This window comes from Acidobacteriota bacterium (assembly GCA_003696075.1).
Classification (GTDB): Bacteria; Acidobacteriota; Polarisedimenticolia; order J045; family J045; genus J045.
In genome coordinates, this window is record RFHH01000078.1 from 1 (window position 1) to 16,511 (window position 16,511).

Annotated in this window: 15 protein-coding genes; 3 read left to right on the forward strand and 12 right to left on the reverse strand. The window is 72.2% G+C overall.

What is annotated here, in order from left to right; all coding sequences use genetic code 11:
• Positions 1–472: glycosyltransferase (locus tag D6718_05055; GenBank protein RMG46665.1), on the forward strand; the 472-nt coding region annotated here is incomplete at its 5' end.
• Here the strand turns inward: D6718_05055 and D6718_05060 are convergent.
• Positions 426–1,331 (reverse strand): hypothetical protein, encoded by a 906-nt coding sequence (locus D6718_05060; protein RMG46666.1) that lies wholly within the window; start codon positions 1,329–1,331, stop codon positions 426–428. The two genes, D6718_05055 and D6718_05060, sit on opposite strands and share 47 nt — an antisense overlap.
• Positions 1,332–1,454: 123 nt before the next feature.
• Between D6718_05060 and D6718_05065 the strand changes: the two genes are divergently transcribed.
• Together D6718_05065 and D6718_05070 are read left to right on the forward strand one after the other, a co-directional pair.
• Positions 1,455–2,114 (forward strand): class I SAM-dependent methyltransferase, encoded by a 660-nt coding sequence (locus D6718_05065; GenBank protein RMG46667.1) that lies wholly within the window; start codon positions 1,455–1,457, stop codon positions 2,112–2,114.
• The gene (locus tag D6718_05070) at positions 2,111–3,232 is read left to right on the forward strand and encodes a 4Fe-4S dicluster domain-containing protein (protein ID RMG46668.1); all 1,122 of its coding nucleotides are present in this window, start codon (positions 2,111–2,113) and stop codon (positions 3,230–3,232) included. Before D6718_05065 ends, D6718_05070 begins: the two co-directional genes overlap by 4 nt.
• A gap of 22 nt (positions 3,233–3,254) precedes the next feature.
• On the opposite strand, the gene D6718_05075 is transcribed toward D6718_05070, so the two are convergent.
• From D6718_05075 to D6718_05125, 11 genes are all read right to left on the reverse strand, one after another.
• Positions 3,255–5,243, reverse strand: a complete 1,989-nt coding sequence (locus D6718_05075) for a hypothetical protein (GenBank protein RMG46669.1) — start codon at positions 5,241–5,243, stop codon at positions 3,255–3,257.
• Positions 5,244–5,300: 57 nt separating this feature from the next.
• Positions 5,301–6,125 carry a MoxR family ATPase gene (locus D6718_05080; protein RMG46693.1) on the reverse strand — a complete coding sequence of 275 codons (825 nt, stop codon included), beginning with the start codon at positions 6,123–6,125 and terminating at the stop codon, positions 5,301–5,303.
• A gap of 65 nt (positions 6,126–6,190) precedes the next feature.
• Positions 6,191–7,060, reverse strand: coding sequence for a hypothetical protein (locus D6718_05085; GenBank protein ID RMG46670.1), 870 nt, complete (start codon positions 7,058–7,060; stop codon positions 6,191–6,193).
• Positions 7,057–8,193, reverse strand: a complete 1,137-nt coding sequence (locus D6718_05090) for a glycosyltransferase (protein RMG46671.1) — start codon at positions 8,191–8,193, stop codon at positions 7,057–7,059. Before D6718_05090 ends, D6718_05085 begins: the two co-directional genes overlap by 4 nt.
• Complete coding sequence (locus D6718_05095; protein RMG46672.1) at positions 8,190–10,367, reverse strand: S9 family peptidase; 2,178 nt, start codon at positions 10,365–10,367, stop codon at positions 8,190–8,192. Before D6718_05095 ends, D6718_05090 begins: the two co-directional genes overlap by 4 nt.
• A 112-nt stretch (positions 10,368–10,479) precedes the next feature.
• Positions 10,480–11,943, reverse strand: a complete 1,464-nt coding sequence (locus tag D6718_05100; GenBank protein RMG46673.1) for a phenylacetate--CoA ligase family protein — start codon at positions 11,941–11,943, stop codon at positions 10,480–10,482.
• On the reverse strand, positions 11,867–12,523 hold the full coding sequence (locus D6718_05105) for an acetyltransferase (GenBank protein RMG46674.1): 657 nt from the start codon (positions 12,521–12,523) through the stop codon (positions 11,867–11,869). Before D6718_05105 ends, D6718_05100 begins: the two co-directional genes overlap by 77 nt.
• Complete coding sequence (locus D6718_05110) at positions 12,520–13,539, reverse strand: sugar transferase (GenBank protein RMG46675.1); 1,020 nt, start codon at positions 13,537–13,539, stop codon at positions 12,520–12,522. Before D6718_05110 ends, D6718_05105 begins: the two co-directional genes overlap by 4 nt.
• Positions 13,191–14,453 (reverse strand): DUF2088 domain-containing protein, encoded by a 1,263-nt coding sequence (locus D6718_05115; protein ID RMG46676.1) that lies wholly within the window; start codon positions 14,451–14,453, stop codon positions 13,191–13,193. Before D6718_05115 ends, D6718_05110 begins: the two co-directional genes overlap by 349 nt.
• A complete protein-coding gene (locus D6718_05120) occupies positions 14,453–15,733 on the reverse strand; it encodes a glycosyltransferase WbuB (protein RMG46677.1) in 1,281 nt (426 codons plus the stop codon). The genes D6718_05115 and D6718_05120 overlap by 1 nt, the downstream gene beginning before the upstream one ends.
• A gap of 42 nt (positions 15,734–15,775) precedes the next feature.
• Positions 15,776–16,510 carry an N-acetyltransferase gene (locus D6718_05125; protein ID RMG46694.1) on the reverse strand — a complete coding sequence of 245 codons (735 nt, stop codon included), beginning with the start codon at positions 16,508–16,510 and terminating at the stop codon, positions 15,776–15,778.
• Position 16,511 lies beyond the last annotated feature (1 nt).

Sequence of the window (16,511 nt, forward strand, 5' to 3'; positions counted from 1 at the left end):
GCGGCTGGCTCCCGACCTCGCCGCGACGGCCGCCCGCGGCCTCGGGCCGCGCTCCGACGTTCCCGCCCTGCTCGGCGCTGCGGACGCCCTCGTGCTCACCTCCGACTCGGAGGGTTGCCCGAATGTCGTTCTCGAAGCGCTGGCGGCGGGAACGCCGGTGGTCGCCGCCGACGTGGGGGACATCCGCGACATGGTTGCGCCGGGCGAGACCGGGTTCGTCGTTCCCGCCGGAGATCCGGATCGGTACGTCGAGGCGCTTTGCGAGGTGATCGCGCGGCGGGATTCGTTCGCAGCCCGGGTCGCGGCGCGGCGGCAGGCCCTGGCGGAGCGATGGGGCGTTCCCGCGATGGTGGAAAGGACGATCGCCCTCTGGGCCGAGCTGGCTCGGCCGGGGGCCGCGCCCCCGGCCGAACCCCGGGACGCCGTCACACCGCCTGATCCAACCCCGCTCCGGCCGACGCGGAGCCCGTGACGCTGACCCGCGCGTAGAAGCCGACCGCCACCTCGAAGGACGCGTAGGCCGGCGGTGCCGGCGGCGAGGGCGCGGGGGTCTCCGCTCGATCCGCGACCGCCGGCTCGAGCAGCGACCGGAGCCGATCCAGGAACCGCCCGAGGAGTTCCCCCAGGCGAGCGGCGAACGGATCCCCGACAGGCGCCGGGGTCTCGGCCGGAACCTCGTCCGGTCCGGACGTCGATGCTGCCGCGGCGAAGGGATCCGGAGCCGCCGGGACGGGTGCGCCGGCGGGCGTCCCGTCCGCGGGCGCGACCGGGAGTGGTTCCGCCGGGGCCGCTTGCAGCGGCGCCGCCTCCGGCTCCGCAGCGGGCGCATCCGCCTCGGGGGCCAGGCGGTCGGCCGCCTCGGCGAGCGCGGCGGAGACCTTCCGGAAGGCGCGGGCCAGCGCCGCCGGGGCCGCGTCGTCCTCGTCGCCGTCGTGCTCGACCTTGCCGCGGAAAGCCGCCTTGACGGCCTTCTCGAGCATCTTCGCCAGCTTCTTGCCGACCGACTTGAGCGCCTTCCTCTCCTCCTCGCCCAGCCCGAGCCGGCGGGCCTCCTCGTCGAGTTGGCGGCGCAGGGCCTTGCCCAGCTCCTTCACCGCCTTCTTGACCGCCTTGAAGCGCAGGTGTCCGGAACCTTCCGCGAACGTCAGGCGGATCCGGATGTCCAGAGCCGTCTCGAGCTCCAGTGAGGGGGCCGCCGGAGCCGGCGTCGATCCGGGGCTCTCCGGGATCGTCGTGCGGGGCTCGGAGACAGGGCGGCTGGCCGGATCGGCCGCCGGGGCAGGCGCGATCGGGTTCGCCTGCGGCGTCAGGGCGTCCAGGGACACGTTCATGGGGCTCTCCTCCGCGGAACTCTCCTCCGGGGGCCTCATCGGCCGCGAGGCGCCCGCCTTGACCCCCTTGGTCCCGGAGGGGGTTATCCTTCGGGCAGGCGGGTGACGGGAAGGAGACCCCCGGTGAGCACCTACGTGCTGATGCGCCTGTTCGAGGCGTCGCCGAGGCGGTACGACATCGGCCTCCGGGTCCTGACTCTCGGTCGGATCGACGGCGTGCGCCTGAGGGTCGCCTCTCTCGCCGCAGCGCCGGGCGTCCGGTTGCTCGACCTCGGATGCGGCACGGGGGAGCTGAGCCTCGCCTGCGCGGCCCGGGGTGCGGAGGTGATCGCCGTCGATCACGACCCCCTCCTCCTGGCGGTGGCGCGGAACAAGCTCCAGGACCGAGCGCGGGGCGGGCGCGTCCGGTTCGTCGAGGCCGGCGCCGGGGAGCTGGCGCAGCGGTTCTCCCCCGCGAGCTTCGACGCGGCCGTTTCCTGCCTTTGCCTGAGCGAGATGGAGCCGCCCGAGCGCGGTTATGTCCTCGGCGTCGTGCACGGCCTGCTCCGCCCGGGAGGCCGCCTGGTGGTGGCGGACGAGGTGCTTCCCCGTCCCGGGCCGCGACGGGTCCTCTACCGGTTGGCCCGCGCCCCCTTGGCCGCAGCGACGCGCCTGGCCTGCGCCGCGGCGTCGCGGCCGATCGCCGACCTCGAGGCCGAACTCGGCGCGGCGGGGTTCGCCATCGAGCGGAGAGAGCGGCGCGGAGGGCTGGCGATCCTCGCCGCACGCCGGGAGGAGCGGTGAGCCGACGCGCCCGGCTCCGGGAGCTGGCGGGATCGCTGCGGGACACCGTGCTGCGCATGTTCCCGCACCGCGCGCCGACCGGCCTGCTCGCGGTGGGCCGGCCCGGGCCCGACTCCCCCGTGCTCCTGACCGGCAACTACACGCTCACCGTCCGCCGCGTGCTGCGCGCCCTTCGCGGCGTCGACGCCTGGCTGCTCGTCGCCGACAGCCGGGGCATCAACGTGTGGTGCGCCGCCGGCGGAGGCCACCTCACCCACCACGACGTCATTACCGCGATCCGGGCGGCCCGCCTCGACGAGAAGGTCCGCCACCGCCGGATCGTCCTCCCGCAACTGGCGGCCCCCGGGGTGGAGCGCCGGAAGGTGGCCGAGGCGACCGGCTGGAAGGTCGTCTGGGGGCCGGTCCGGGCCGAGGATCTCCCGGCGTTCCTCGGACGGGGGCTGCGGGCGACTCGCGAGGAGCGGGAGGTGCGCTTTTCCCCCGCCGATCGCCTCGAGATGGCGGCCGTGTGGGCGGGTCCGATGACGGCGATCGCGGGGCCGGTCGCCGGCCTGGCAGGGGGCTGGCCGGTCGGGCTGGCGGCGGCGCTGCTGGTTCCGGTCCTGGTGGGAGCGCTGTTCCTCGCGGCGGGACGCCTGCCGGTGCAAGGGGCGTCCGGCGCGGTGGTGTACGCCGGTGCCGCGCTGGCCGGAACCGTCGCGGGGGAAGGGATGCTCGCGCTGGCGGGCGCGGCATCGCCCGGCGGAGCCGTCGTGCTGCTGCTCGTCCTCGGGGCCGCCATGGCCGTGTTGTCGATCGACCTGGCCGGGACGACCCCCCTCATGCCGAGTACCGTCAACCGGTTCCGGAAGGGCCTCGACGTCGAGCTCCTCCCGGACCGCTGCACCGGAGGAGGCGAGTGCCTGCTCGTGTGCCCGCGGGGCGTCCTCCGGATGGATGGGCGCCGCCGGAAGGCCGTGCGGGAGCGCCCGGAACGGTGCCTTTGGTGCGGCGCGTGCATCGTGCAGTGCCCGGCGGACGCGGTGCGCTTCCGCACCCGGGACGGGCGGGTCCTCCCGCCGGACGAGGTGCGCGGCACCCGGCTCGATCTTCTCGGCCGGCGCTCCATCCGGATCTGAGCGCGTCGCGGGGCGCGGAGCGTCACCAGATGTAGTCGCGGGCGATCCGCCTCTTGTCCCGTCCCGCGAGCAGATGGACCACGCGGATCTTCCTCAGGGTGACCGGAGAGAGCGAGGCCAGTGGAATGTGCACGATGCGCTTGCCCTGGGAGGCCGCGTAGGCACGGAGGCGTTCCGCGGGCGGCCTTTCGGCGACGTGGACGACGAGCTTCTCCCGGCTGTAGTCGACGGCGGCCATGATCAGGACCTCCGCCTTCTCCCGCGCCGCCGCGTAATCGGGATCGATCCAAACGTCGAACAGCCGGCCCGGGGGCATGGTCATCAGGAACCCGCCGTAGGTCGCGCGCATGATCCCCGGCCCCACCACGTGCTGCGTCGGGTCCGTGGCGTAGAAGGCCATGTCGGACTCCTGTTCGCTCTCTCCGAGCCAGGTCATGCGCAAGGGGAAGCGGGTGTCGTCGCGGTCGCGATCGAAGATCACGACCACGGAGCCCGCGCCGCCCGGCACGCGCAGCAGCTCGCGCACCCAGACCTTCCCCTCGTGGAACCTCCGCATCGTCTCCCGGATATCGATGCCGTCGAGCAGGCTGGTCGAGAACGGTTCCACCCGGGCGCGCTCGGCCGACAGGATCGCGACCGCCTTCCGCCGGAGAAAGCGGCCGTAGTCCTCGATGACGAGATCCTCCGGCGGGAAGGAGCAGATGTCGGCGTCGTCGAAGGCTTCGAGCCACCGCGCGGGGTTGTCGGCTTCCGGGCGCCGTCGAACCGGAAGCCTCACCGGCCGGTCCTTGACCCGGAAGAACCGCCTGCGGAACCGCACCTTCCGCGTTCCCAGGTCGAGAAGGCCGCCTTCGACCCGGGCCGTCGGCAGTTCGGCCTCGCTGTCCTGCCACGGATACGTGCGGGCCGCGTCGTAGAGCTCCCAAGCCAGATTGTCGTCGGCCACACCGCGAGCGGCGACCGTCCATTCGTACAGGCCGGGGACCAACAGGCCCTCCACCCGCGCGTACCGGCGCGCGAAGTCGAAGAAGAGGCGCCGCTGCCACGTCCGGACCGTCTCGCCGGCGCGGCGCTCGTAGGACCGCGCGGCGACCTTCCACAGGAACGCTCCCAGGAGCATCCGGTCGAGCGCGAAGCCGCGCCCCAGGGGGCGGGCGGCGGCCGCCGCCGCGGCGTCGACGAGGAGGCGCCGGCGGGAGTCCTCGGCGCCGGGCGTCCGGCCCCCCGCCAGGACCCGGAAGCCGCCCCGGACCAGCGTGAGCGGCCGGGCCGCGACCCGGTCGACCGGAGGAGCCGCCGGGACGGTGCCGCCGCGCAACCGTTCCCAGACCGCGTGGGCGAGGGGGGCTTCCCGCAGCACGCCGGGGAGCGAGTCGGGATGGACGTGCAGGCAATGGACCTCTCGGCGGGCGGTCCTGGCCAGCGGGCGCGCGAGGGGGCCCTTCAGGTCCGACGCGATCCGCTCGGCGTGCGCGGCCCCCACGAGCGCCAGCACGAGGCCCTTGGCGGACGCGGCGATGCGGAGAAGCCGCCAGGCCATGCCCCGCTCGCGGGCCCGGTCTTCCGGGGCGGCGGGACGCCGGGCCAGCGCCCGGGCGACCAGCGCGAGGAAGCGTTCGGGACCGAGAACGAAGGCCGCGTGCGCGTCCGGCAGCGGGTCGGCGTGGCTCGTCCGGTAAGGGATGTCCGGATCGATGAAGGCGGCCGCCGCGCCCCGCTCCTCCGCCCAGCGCAGGGCCTCCGCCAAGGGGTCTCCGGGTGCGCAGAACCAGACGAGAGGCTCCTCCGCTCCCTCCTGCGACACCACCGCCGACACGCGCGGCAGTCGCCGGACGGCGCGGCGCACCGCCCCGGAGATCGTGTCCGGCAGCTCGACGGCCACCACCGCCGGCTCGAGCGTGTCGAGCACCGCGCGAACCACGGCGGCGAGATCGACGCTCTCGTGGAGCACCGGCAACAGCCGGATCCCCGGCCCCACCTCGGGTGCGAGCAGGCCGGGATCGAGTCTCATGTCCTCACGTTCCCCGCCGAACGGGAGCGGCGGGCGGTGCGCCGCCGCGTCCTCGCTTCAGAATTCGAGCTCCTCCGCATCCTCACCGAGCGCCGCCCGCAGCGCGAACTCGACCGCCTCCTCCGGCGAAGAGCGGTCGCCCCGCCGCAGGACCTTCATCGCGTATCGGGCGATGTTGATTCCGTCCCGGACCGTGTAGCGCAGGTCCCTTCCGTGCGCGGCCCTGAGGAACGCCAGAACGTGCGCGAGAACCGCCTCGTCGGCGAAGGGCACATGTTCGGCCAGGATCGCCCTCTCTTCGTCCTCCTCGGGAAAATCGACGACGATCTGCGGCATCAGCCTGGAGTGGATGTACTCGGGGATCTCGTAGGTCGAGGCGTCCTCGTTCATCGTGGTGACGAAGCGGAACTGCTCGTTGGCATCGATTCGGATCCCCGCGACCAGGCTCTCCACGTAACGCCGGTGGTCCAACAGCGGCGCGAGAGAGGCCCACGACTTCTCGCTCATCCGGTTTCCCTCGTCCAGGACGAGGGCCCCGCCACGCACCATGGCGGTGACCAGGGGGGAGGCCATGTAGCGGATCCCCCCACCGGGTGCCAGCACCGGGGACACGATGAGGTCCTCGGGCCGCGTATCCATCGTCGCCTGCATCACGTAGACTTCGAGGCCGAGCTCGCGGGCCGCGGCGCAGGCAAGGGTCGTCTTGCCCACGCCGGGCTTGCCGAGCAGACGGGGGTTCAAGGGCAGGTCCTCGGGGCCGACCTTCGTCCACGCCGCGAGAAGCTGGAGCAGGACGTCGCGCTGACCGATCCACCGGGGTATGCGGGCGACGGGCTGGGCAAGGTGGAGGGTCACGCCGTCGATCTCGACCGTCCGTTCCAGGGCCATTCGTCTTCCCCCGATCCGCGGCACCGGCGCGACCTATCCTGCCGCACTCGGCTCATCCGTCAAACCAGTCCCTCGAGCCGCCGGCGAAGGCCGGCCACCAGCGATTCGAGAGCCGCCGGCCCCTGCCGGAAGAAGAGCGACGGCTCGATCAGCTCCAGCTCCATCACCAGCGGCTCGCCGTCCGGACCGGGAGCGAGATCGGCGCGCGCGTAGAGGAACGGCCCTCCCGCGGCTCTCGACGCGCGCAAGGCGACCTCCTCCTCGGCCGGCGCGATCGGCACCGCTTCGTCCGACACACGCTCGTCCTGGCCGGAGAAACGGGGATTCTTGCGCACCGCGTGGGTGACCTTCCCCTCGATCATCACGACCGCCCGTTCCCCGTAGCCCTCGACCGACTCGAGGTACGGTTGGACCAGGACATCGCCGCGCTGGGTCAGCCTCTCCAGGTGGCGTTGCCCTTCCTCGACGACATCGGGGGTCACCAGGATCGTTTCGAGAGAGGCCGCGGAGATCGCGGGCTTCACCACCGCGCGCTCCCAGCCGTGCCGCCGGAGGATCTCCACCAGCGAGGCCCGCGTCCCCCGTTCGACGAGCTGCGTCGGGACCGTGGGAACGCCCCGGCGCCGCAGCTCCAACAGATAGCCTTTGTGGAGGTTCCAGCGCACGGTCCGGAACGGGTTGAGCAGGCGCGAAACCCGGGCCACCGAGCCGGCCCACGCGAGGAACCGGCTCGCGTGCCGCGGGTAGTTCCAGCAGGATCGCAAGAGGGTCAGGCGCGCGCGGCTCCAGTCGACCGTCTCGTCGTCCCAGGCTCGAACGGCGTGGCGGATGCCCGCCGCGGCGAGAGCCTCCGAGAGCGGCCGCGCATCGGGATCCGGCTCCGGAAGCCTGCGGCAGGTCACCAGCGCCACGTCCAGCCGGGAGTTCATGCGCGCCGCCCTTCCTTCAGGAGCGAGCGGTACAGGTCGGCCGTCCGCGCGACCATCGCCTCGATCGCGAAGTGCCGAGCCGCCCTCTCCCTCGCACGCCGGCCCAGATGGCGGCGCCGCTCCTCGTCACCGAGCAGCTCCTCGATCGCCTCCCGGAGGGCTACCGCATCGCCAGCTGGAACCAGCACTCCGGTGTCGCCGAGGCACTCCCGGTTCCCGCCGACGTCCGTGGCGACGACCGCGCATCCGGCGGCCATCGCCTCGAGCAGGGCGTTCGACATCCCCTCGGAGAGCGAGGGAAGGACGAAGAGATCGAGCGCGGCGAGCAAGCCGGGGATGTCCTCGACATTCCCGGCCAGCCGGACGCGGCCGGCCAGTGGGCCGGACGCGGCCTGCCTCCGGATCCGCTCGGCATACGGTCCAGCGGCCGTTCCGGCCAGGATCAGCAGCCGCCGCGGGTCCTCGGCCAGGAGCGGCTCCATCGCCCTCACGAGCACCGCCTGCCCTTTGACCGGCTTCACCGTCCCCGCCGTACCGACGACCACGGCATCGGGCGGGATGCCGTGCTCGCGGCGGAAGGCGGCGCGGTCTCCCGACGCCATCCGCGTGGTGTCCACCCCGTTCGGGATGACGACGAGCTTCTCCGGCGGGACGCGTTCCCGCTCGAGCGTGAAGCGGCACACGGCCTCCGAGTTGGCGACGATCCGGTCCGCGAACCGGTTGGTGAGCCGATATCCGCGAATGTGGTGCGGCCGGTTCCGCTTGATGGCGCGCCGGGTCGTCACCACCGCCCTCGGTCGTCCAAGCCGGGCCGCGAGCATCCCGTACACGTCGGCGTCGAAAAGGAATGTGTGCACCACGTCGATGGACTCGCGGCGGACGATTCCCGCCAACCGCAGCAGCCGAACGGCGTTGTCCGGGCGCCAGAGGCGCCCCGAGAGTCGAAGCTCGGTCACCGGCACGCCGGCGGCGCGCAGCCGGTCCGCCCGCGTGCCTCCCTCCCCCAGCAGCGCCACGTGCGGCCGGGCCGCGCCGGAGGCGGCGAGGCCGCGTGCGAGGGCCTCGACGGAGAGCTCGGTTCCACCCGGCCCCAACGAGCCGGTGATCAGCAGCACCCGGAGGGGCGCCCTCATCGTTCCGACGGCGGTGCCTCCTCGCTTCCCGCGCGGTCGATCCTCTTCCCCGTCTCGGTGTCGAACACCCGGTTCGCGGCGAAGTCCTCCACGGACCAGGGAGGTCCGCCGCCCCCGAGCCACCGATGGAACCAGTCGAGGTGGGCCGTGTAGTACAGCGCCATTTCGTACCAGCCGGGCCAGTGCCCCGCCTCGGGAAAAACGATCAAGCGGGAGGGCACGCCCCTCCGCTGCAGCGCCGTGAAGAGCTGGAGGCCCTGGGTGTAGGGCACCCGGTAGTCGAGCTCGCCCGTGATCACGAGCGTCGGGGTCTGCATCCTGTCCGCGAACCGGGCGGGGTTGAACCGCTCGTAGAGCGGCGAGTCCCAGGGCCGGCCGCCGAGGTCCCACTCCGGGAACCACAGCTCTTCCGTGGCCCCGTAGAAGGAACGCAGATCGAACAGGCCCATCATCGTGGCGATGGCCTTGAACCGCGTCGTGTGTCCGAGCAGCCAGTTCATCATGTAGCCGCCGTAGGACCAGCCCATGGCCCCCATCCTGTCTTTGTCCACGTACGGCAGCTTCTCCAGGGAGTCAGCGACCCGCATCACGTCGCGATACACGCGCCCTCCCCAGTCGCGGGAGATGGCGGCCGTGAACGCCTGGCCGTAGCCGGTGGAACCGGTGGGATTCGGGAAGGCGACGATGTAGCCGGCCCCGGGATAGACCTGCCAGTCCCCGCGGAACGCGTCCGCCCACTGCGACTGGGGCCCCCCGTGCACGTTGAGGATGAGCGGGTATTTCCTGGATGGATCGAAATCGTGCGGCTTGATGAGGAAGCACTCCACCTGGTAGTCCCCGGCACCGGGCAGCCACAGGCGCTCCGCGGGCCGGATGTCGACCTCCCGCTCCAGCTTCGCGTTGTGGAACGTCAGGCGGCGGGGCGAGCCGCCGGTCAGGTCGTAGGCCCAGATCTCCGGCGGCTCCGCGATCGCCCGCCGCACGGCGTAGACGGTCTTCCCGTCGGGCGCGATGGCGAAGCTGTCGATCGTCGCGTGCTCGACGATTTTCTCGAGAGGGCCGCCGTTCAGCGGAACCCGGTACAGGGGAGTCGCACCGTGCTCTTCGGCCAGGAAGAGGAGCGCTTCGCCGTCGGGGAACCAGGCGAAATCGTCGACCCAATTGTCGAAGTGGGCGGTGAGGATCCGCTCCTCGCCGCCGTCCACCGCGCGCACCGCAAGCTCGTATTCGTCCGACTCGTAGCCTGGCTGGCGCTGGCGGCGGTAGGCGATCAGGCTCCCGTCCGGGGAGAACCGCGGCGTCCCGTCGTACGCGGGATTGTCCGCCGTGATGTCCCGCGCCGGCGCGTCTCCGGAGAGCGGCACGACGAACAGGTCGTCGTTCGTCGACCAGGCCAGCTCCTCGGGCGGACCCGGGTTCTGCTGGAAGGCGAACCGCCTCCCATCGGGTGAAAAGGCGTAGCTTCGCGGACTCCACAGGTAGAACTGCGGGGGGCCGCTGCGCTCGGGAGTCAGGTCGCGCACCTGCCGCGTCTCGAGATCGAGGACGAGCACGTGGGGGACCTTGCCGTCCCACCACCGGGTCCAGTGCCGGTAGAACAGGCGATCGGCGACATGGGCCTTGAGCGGTCCCTTCTCGCGTTTCTCGTCGATTTCCCGGTTACAGGCGTCATCGGCTCCGCACTCGGGATAGACCTCGCTGGTGAAGGCGATGGACCGCCCATCGGGCGAGAAGAGGAGATCCTCGGCGCCCGTGGCGATGTCGGTCACCGTGTAGGGCTCCCCCCCCTCCATCGGCAGCAGCCAGATCTGGTCCTTCTCCTCCTTCTCGGCGACGAAGGCGAGGAAACGCCCGTCCGGCGACCACGCCAGTGAGGACTCCGACCGTTCGGGCGAGTGCGTCAGGCGCCGGGGCTCCCCTCCGGAGGCCGGCAGGAGCCAGATGTCCTCGTACTGCTTCCCCCGTGGGAGGTCGCGCTCGCGTTTCACGTAGGCGATCCACCGGCCGTCCGGTGACAACGCGAATTCGGGCACGTAGACGACGCGGTAGAGATCCTCGATGGTGAAGGCCCTTTTCTCTCCGGCTTCGACCGTGGGGGCCGGGGCCAGCAACGCGGTGACGAGCGCGAGGAGGCCGACTGAGGCGAACGGGCAGCGGGAACGGCTCGGCAACATGGCATTCTCCCCGTGGGCGAGGCCGTATTCTGCCCCGAAGGCGAAGGCGGGCGCACGCCCCGGCTCGCCGCTCCGCGCCCGGTGGTTGGCGGAATCGGCGCGCCGGCTCCGCTCACCCGGACCGGCCGCCCCCGACCTGCGAAATCACGAAGCGGTGTTTTCCCGACGGCGAAGGGGGGATCTCGGGCACCTCCAGCAGTTCCACCGAGACCGTGCGGCCGAGGGCTCCCGCCAGCGTGTCGAGAACCCGCTGTCGCACCGCGGGGCCGTAGCCGGGACCGGGGACCACCCGCACCACCAGGTGGTCCGGCCGGTCCTGCACCACCTGGAACCGCTCGATCGTGCGGTCGAAGGGGCGGAGCTGAAGCGTGAAGAAGGTGCCGCCGAAGGCGCGGCCGTCCGGGGTGACCACGACGTCGAGAGCGCGGCCCTCGATGCGGGACAGGAGTCCGAACGGGCGGCCGCAGGCGCACGGCCCCGGCGCGGGGAGCGCGAGGTCGTCGATCCGATAGCGGATCATCGGCATCGTGCGGTTGTCCAGGTCGGTCACGAGGATCGGGCTCGGTTCCCCGGGCGCGGGACCGGGCTCGAGCTCGAGGTAGAGCCGCATGTCCATCACGTGCAGCCCTCCCCCCTCCGGGCACTCGGCGGCGATCATCCCGAACTCGCGGCTGGCGTATCGATCCCGCACCGCCGCGCCGAACAAGTCCTCCAGGTCGGCGCGTACCGGATCTTGCAACACCTCGGCCGAACTGTAGATCAGCCGGACCCCGAGCCGGCGGCAGGCTTCGCGTCCCATGCGGCGGGCGAGGTGGTGGAGGATGGACGGGTAGGAAGTGATGACCTCGGGGCGGAAGCGCTCGAGGCGCCGCCAGTGCTCGGCGAGCCGTTCTTCACCCACGCCGTAGACGGACAGGAAGAGTCGGTTCGACAGCAGGTCGGCCACGCGGGAGGCGACGGAAGGCTCGGCGTCGAGGGCCGCCCCCCACAGGAAGGCAATCCGGGTCCCCGGCCTGACACCGTCCCACTCCTCGGTGAGCCGCCCGGCGGCCCGGCGGCGGTCTTGCGTTTCGCGGTCGAGTCGGAACCAGACGTTGTGCCCCGTCGAGCCGCCGGTGGACCGTTCGCGCACCCCGCGGCCCGGGCGCCGGCTGGTCAGATCGTCGCGCCGGGCGTTGATGGTGGCCTTGTCGAGGGGAGGGATCGACCGGAACCCGGCAGGCGCCGCCAGGTCGGCCGGCTTCGCCCCGAGACGGTCGAACTGCTCGCGCCAGAACGGCGTCGTCTCGTAGGCGTGTTCGAGCAGCGCGCGGAGCCGTCGCCACCGCCACGCCTCGAGCCGCTCTCGCGTCCAGCCTTCCATCCGCCGGAACCGGCGGAAATAGGACGGGTAGCGCCTCCCGGTGGCGAGGGCGGCGACCCTGTCGATGGCGCCGACGAGCGGGGGCCACACGGCGCCGCTCAGTACCCGGCCCGCCGGCCCCGCGAGCCGGCGCCGGTCATTGGGATGGCCCCCGCGCCGGCCGCGGGTGCGGGCGCGCGGGGTTACCGAAGACTGCCGCGCCGGCCGCGACATCCCGCAGGACCACGCTTCCAGGCCCGACGTGGGCACCGTCGCCGATGGTGATCCCGGGAACGACCGTCGCGTTGGTTTGGACCTCCACGCCCTCCCCGATGACCACGTTCCCCGTGATGTTCACCCCGGGCGCGACCGTCGAGAACCGTCCGATGCGGCAATCGTGACCGACCGTCGCGTTCAGATTGATCGTGGTGTGCGCCTCGATCCGGGTGTCGTAGGCCACGACCACCCCGGCGCCGACGATGGCCCCCTCCGCCACGGTCGTGCCCGATCCGAGTACGGCCGTAGGGTGGACGACCGGGCCGGCCCACTCCACACCGGCCGCCGCGAGGCGCTCGAAGAGAAGCCGTTTCGACCGGGAGGAGGCGATGGCGAGCACGGCGGCGAAGGTGGCACCGCGCGCCTCGAGCCAGGCGACCGATCCGAGGACGGGTAGGCCGCCGACGGGCCCCGCCGCCGCGTCGTCGACGAATCCTTCGACATCGGGCACCGGGAGGCCGGCCGCCCGGCGGGCGCGGAGGATCTCGAGCACCCCGCGGCCGTGTCCACCCGCTCCCACGATGACCAGACGCTTCATCCCTCTCCCCCTCCGCTCCTGCTCCGCGCTTCCTTCTCCTCCCGGCGCTTCTTCCAGTAGTCGGCGTCGGCGATCTGATCGGCGCCGCTGAGGACCGCGGGAATCGTGCGGGCGAGGATGAGCAAGTCGCGGCCCAAGGACAGGTTCGCGATGTACTCGAGGTCCTTTTCGATTCGTTCGGGCCAGGTGATCGCGTTCCGCCCGGAGACCTGGGCCCACCCGGTGATTCCCGGCTTGACCGTCAGTCGCCGTCGCTGGACGTCGTCATACAGTTCCACCTGGTAGGCGAGGCCGGGGCGGGGCCCGACGATCGACATGTCTCCCCGGATCACGTCGAAAATCTGCGGCAACTCGTCCAGGCTGAGCTTGCGCAGGATCCTCCCCACGCGGGTCACCCGCGGGTCGTTCCTCTCCACGAGAATCCCCGCCCCCATCCGCTCCGCCCCGACCACCATGGAGCGGAACTTGGTGAGCTTGTACGGCCTCCCTCCCTGGCCGATCCGCTCCTGCCGGTAGAAGACCGGTCCGCCGTCCTCGAGTTTGATCGCGAGAGCGATCAACAGCATCAGCGGCCCGAGGAGAATCAGGACGAGCAACGAGACGGCGAGATCGAGCCACCGTTTCCCGTGGCGCACGTAGAAGGTATCGGGCGGTCCTTGCGGTCGCGTCACCGTTCCGCCTCCTGCGGGGCCGCCCGTGGCAGCGTCAGGGGTGCGGTGGGGAGGACCACGATCCGGCCTCCTCCCGGATGCCGGCGCCGAAGGAGCTCGAGCACCTCGCGCCAGCGCCGCGCGTGCGGGTAGCCGCTCCAGAACGAGTGCCGCACCTCCCGCGTGGCGAGATTCGGGGCGTAGACCACCAGCTCGCGCCCGGCGAGGTAGGGCCGCTCCACGGGTCGCCGGTAGAGACGCATCCCGGGCCCGTGAAGGCCGTGATGACCGACGCCCTTCGGGCACGCCGCGGTGACGACCACCGTGCCGCCTTCGCGCACGAGAGGGAACGGCGCCGCGCGCCACGCGTTGAACACGTTGCCGACCTGCAGCAGCTCGACATCCTTCGGGTACGCGTTGAGCAGCGCGGCATCCGCGCCCGGGGCCACCGGAACGGCCAGGGCTTTCCGCGCGAACCGGACGGCGTGCCGGTGCGCCGACACCGGGTGGCCGTAGAAATGCCCCAAGGGCCGCCTGCGGGGGCCCGGCACGATGTTCAGCACCGCCTGGAGGCCGGCTCCGAGGGCGATCTCCTCCATCTCGGCCCGCGCGCGATTCCCCTCCACGACGCCCACACCCGCGCCGGCCAGGCCGGTGACGGCGGGGCGGTGATTCGCCTCGAGGGTCTCGATCCCCGCCAGCCCCGGCAGGACGATCTTGCCACCCCCGCCGAATCCGGCGTACGGGTGCGGCATCACGGAGCCGAGCGCGAGCTTCACGTCCGCTTCGTGAAAGGCGCGGTTGATGCGGACCGGCAGACCTGCCGGCGAGCGCCCGAGGTCGACGAGGTTTTCGTAGGGATTGTGGTTCGATACGTCGCACCGCTCACAGGCGAACTCGCCCAGCTTCATGCGGAGCTCCGGCCCGGTCGCCGGAGCGTGGGCCCCGACGGCGAGGATCACCCGAACCCGGTGAGGGGGGATGCCCCCCGACTCCAGCCGCTGCAGCATCGCGCGCAGCGCCCTCCCGGCGGGTGCCGGCCGCGTCAGATCTTCGACCGCGATGGCCGCCGTCGCCCGATCCCCCCGCCGCCGCACGGCTTCCCGCGCCAGCTCGTCGATCGGGGGGGCCCCGACGGGAGCGGCGAGCGCCTCCTCCAGCGAAGGGCCGGCCGGCTCGTCACCCGGAGCGGCCGCTTCGACGCGCCAGCCGGGGGGCAGCGGGAGCCGCTCTTCGCCCTCCCAGTGCCACGCACCCCACGGAATCGCGATCTCGGCCATCAGGCGTCGCCCGCCTCTCGATCCGCGACGAGCCTTGGCCCCGGCGCGGATGAGGGTTCGCGCGGGTCCCGGCCCGCCAGCTTTCCGAACACTTCCAGGAGACGCCACGCCAGCTCGCCGCGGTGGAAGTTCTCGATCGCGTAGCGGCGCCCCGAAGATCCGAGGCGCGCCAGCTCCTCCTCCCGCATCGCCGCCAGCTCGCGGACCGCCCGCGCGAGCGCCGGGGGATCCTCGGGCGGGGTCACCAGCCCGCAGCCCGCCCGGCGGACGAGCTCCGCCATCTCCCCTTCCGCCGCCACGATCACGGGACGGCCGGCGGCGAGATAGTCGAAGATCTTGTTGGCGAGGACCATCCGCTGGAAGGGGTGCCGCCAGGTGACGACCACGTTGGCCGAAGCGGCGCGGAGTTGTTCGAAGGCCTCCCGCTTGGGAACCGCCCCGACGAATCGCACGTGGTCGAGTCCGGCGCGGCGGGCCCGCTCTTCGAGCCGGGCACGCTCGTCGCCGTCACCTATGAAAACGAACTCCACCGGATCCTCGCGCAGGAGCTCGGCCGCCTCCAGGATCTGGTCGAGCCCGTTCCAGCGCCCGTGCGCCCCGCAGTACACGACCCGGAAGCGATCCGGCCGCTCGGGCACCGGCCGCTCCCCGGCCTCCAGCATCCAGTCGTCCACGCCGTTCGGGACGAAGAGCACCTTCTCCGGCGGAACGCCCTCGTCGATCAGCCCCGACTCGATGCCGCGGGTCACCGCCACCACGCGCGCCGCCCGCCTGTAGAGCCGCCAGGCGAACCACCGAGCGGCCAGGGTGAGCGGCCCCCGTTTCCGGAGGACGCCGGCGACGACCGCCGACTGGGGCCAGAGGTCCCTGACCTCGAAGACGAACGGCGCGCGGCGCACGGCGGCCGTGAGCGCCCCGGGCAGGCCGACCGTGAGCGGGGTGGACGAGGCGTAGACGATGTCCGCGGATCCCGCGCGGATCAGGCCGGCCAGCGTCGCGGTCACGGCGTAGCTGAGGAAGTTCAGCAGCCGGCGGCCGAAGGAGCCGCGGATTCCGGCGTAGGACCAGACCCGCAGCACGCGCACGCCGTCGATGGTCTCGCGGGCGATGAGCCGGCCGCGGAAACGCTCCGGGACGGTCAGCGTCTTGTGATTCAACGCCCCGGTGACCACGGTCACCTCGTGGCCCGCCCGGGCCCACTGACGGGCGAACTGATAGGGGCGCGAGCCGCCGGGCTCGTCGGGGAGATTGAAGTACTGGACGAAGTAGAGAATCCGCACGGCGCCAGGATAGCGCGGCGGCCCGCGGCCGCGCGCAACGGGCTATTGGTTGTCCAGCAGTTGCTCCTCCGGAACCTCCCGCACGGGCCGCGCGGGAGCCCCCATGACGACGGTCCGCGGCGGGACGTCCCGGGTCACCACCGAGCCGGCGGCGACGAGTGCGTCGGCCCCGACGGTGAGTCCCGGCAGGAACGTGGCGTTCGCACCGACCCTCGCTCCCCGCTCCAGCGTGATCCCCTTGTGGTGTTTGAAACGCTCCTCCGTCCGCCCGAGGAAGTTGTCGTTGGTGAACGTCACCTCCGGGGCGATGAAGCACCCTTCCTCGATCCTCGAAAGGGCGGTGATGTAGGCCTCGGTCTCGATCTTGCACCGGGCTCCGATGGTGACGCGGTTTTCCACCGTTACGCCCCGGCCGATGATCGTGCGCTCCCCCACCGAGACCTCCTCCCGCACGGTCGCGAGGTCGGCCACCATCACCTCCGCGCCGATCTCGGCGCCGCGATAGAGAACGACCCCCGCCCCGATGAGAACCCGATCGCCGATCCGCAGGGGAGGCAGCTCCTTTTCCCGGGTGATCGCGGAGGCCGCAGCACGCATCGGGGGCTTGCCCAGGACGGCATGGTCGTCCACGCGGACACCGTCTCCGATACGGGTACCGGGATGGAGGATCGCGTAACAGCCGATTCGGCACCCGCGCCCGATGATCACGTCGGCACCGACCACCGTCCCGTGTCCGATCTCCGTTCCCTCGCCGATCCGGGCGCTCGGATGGATCAGG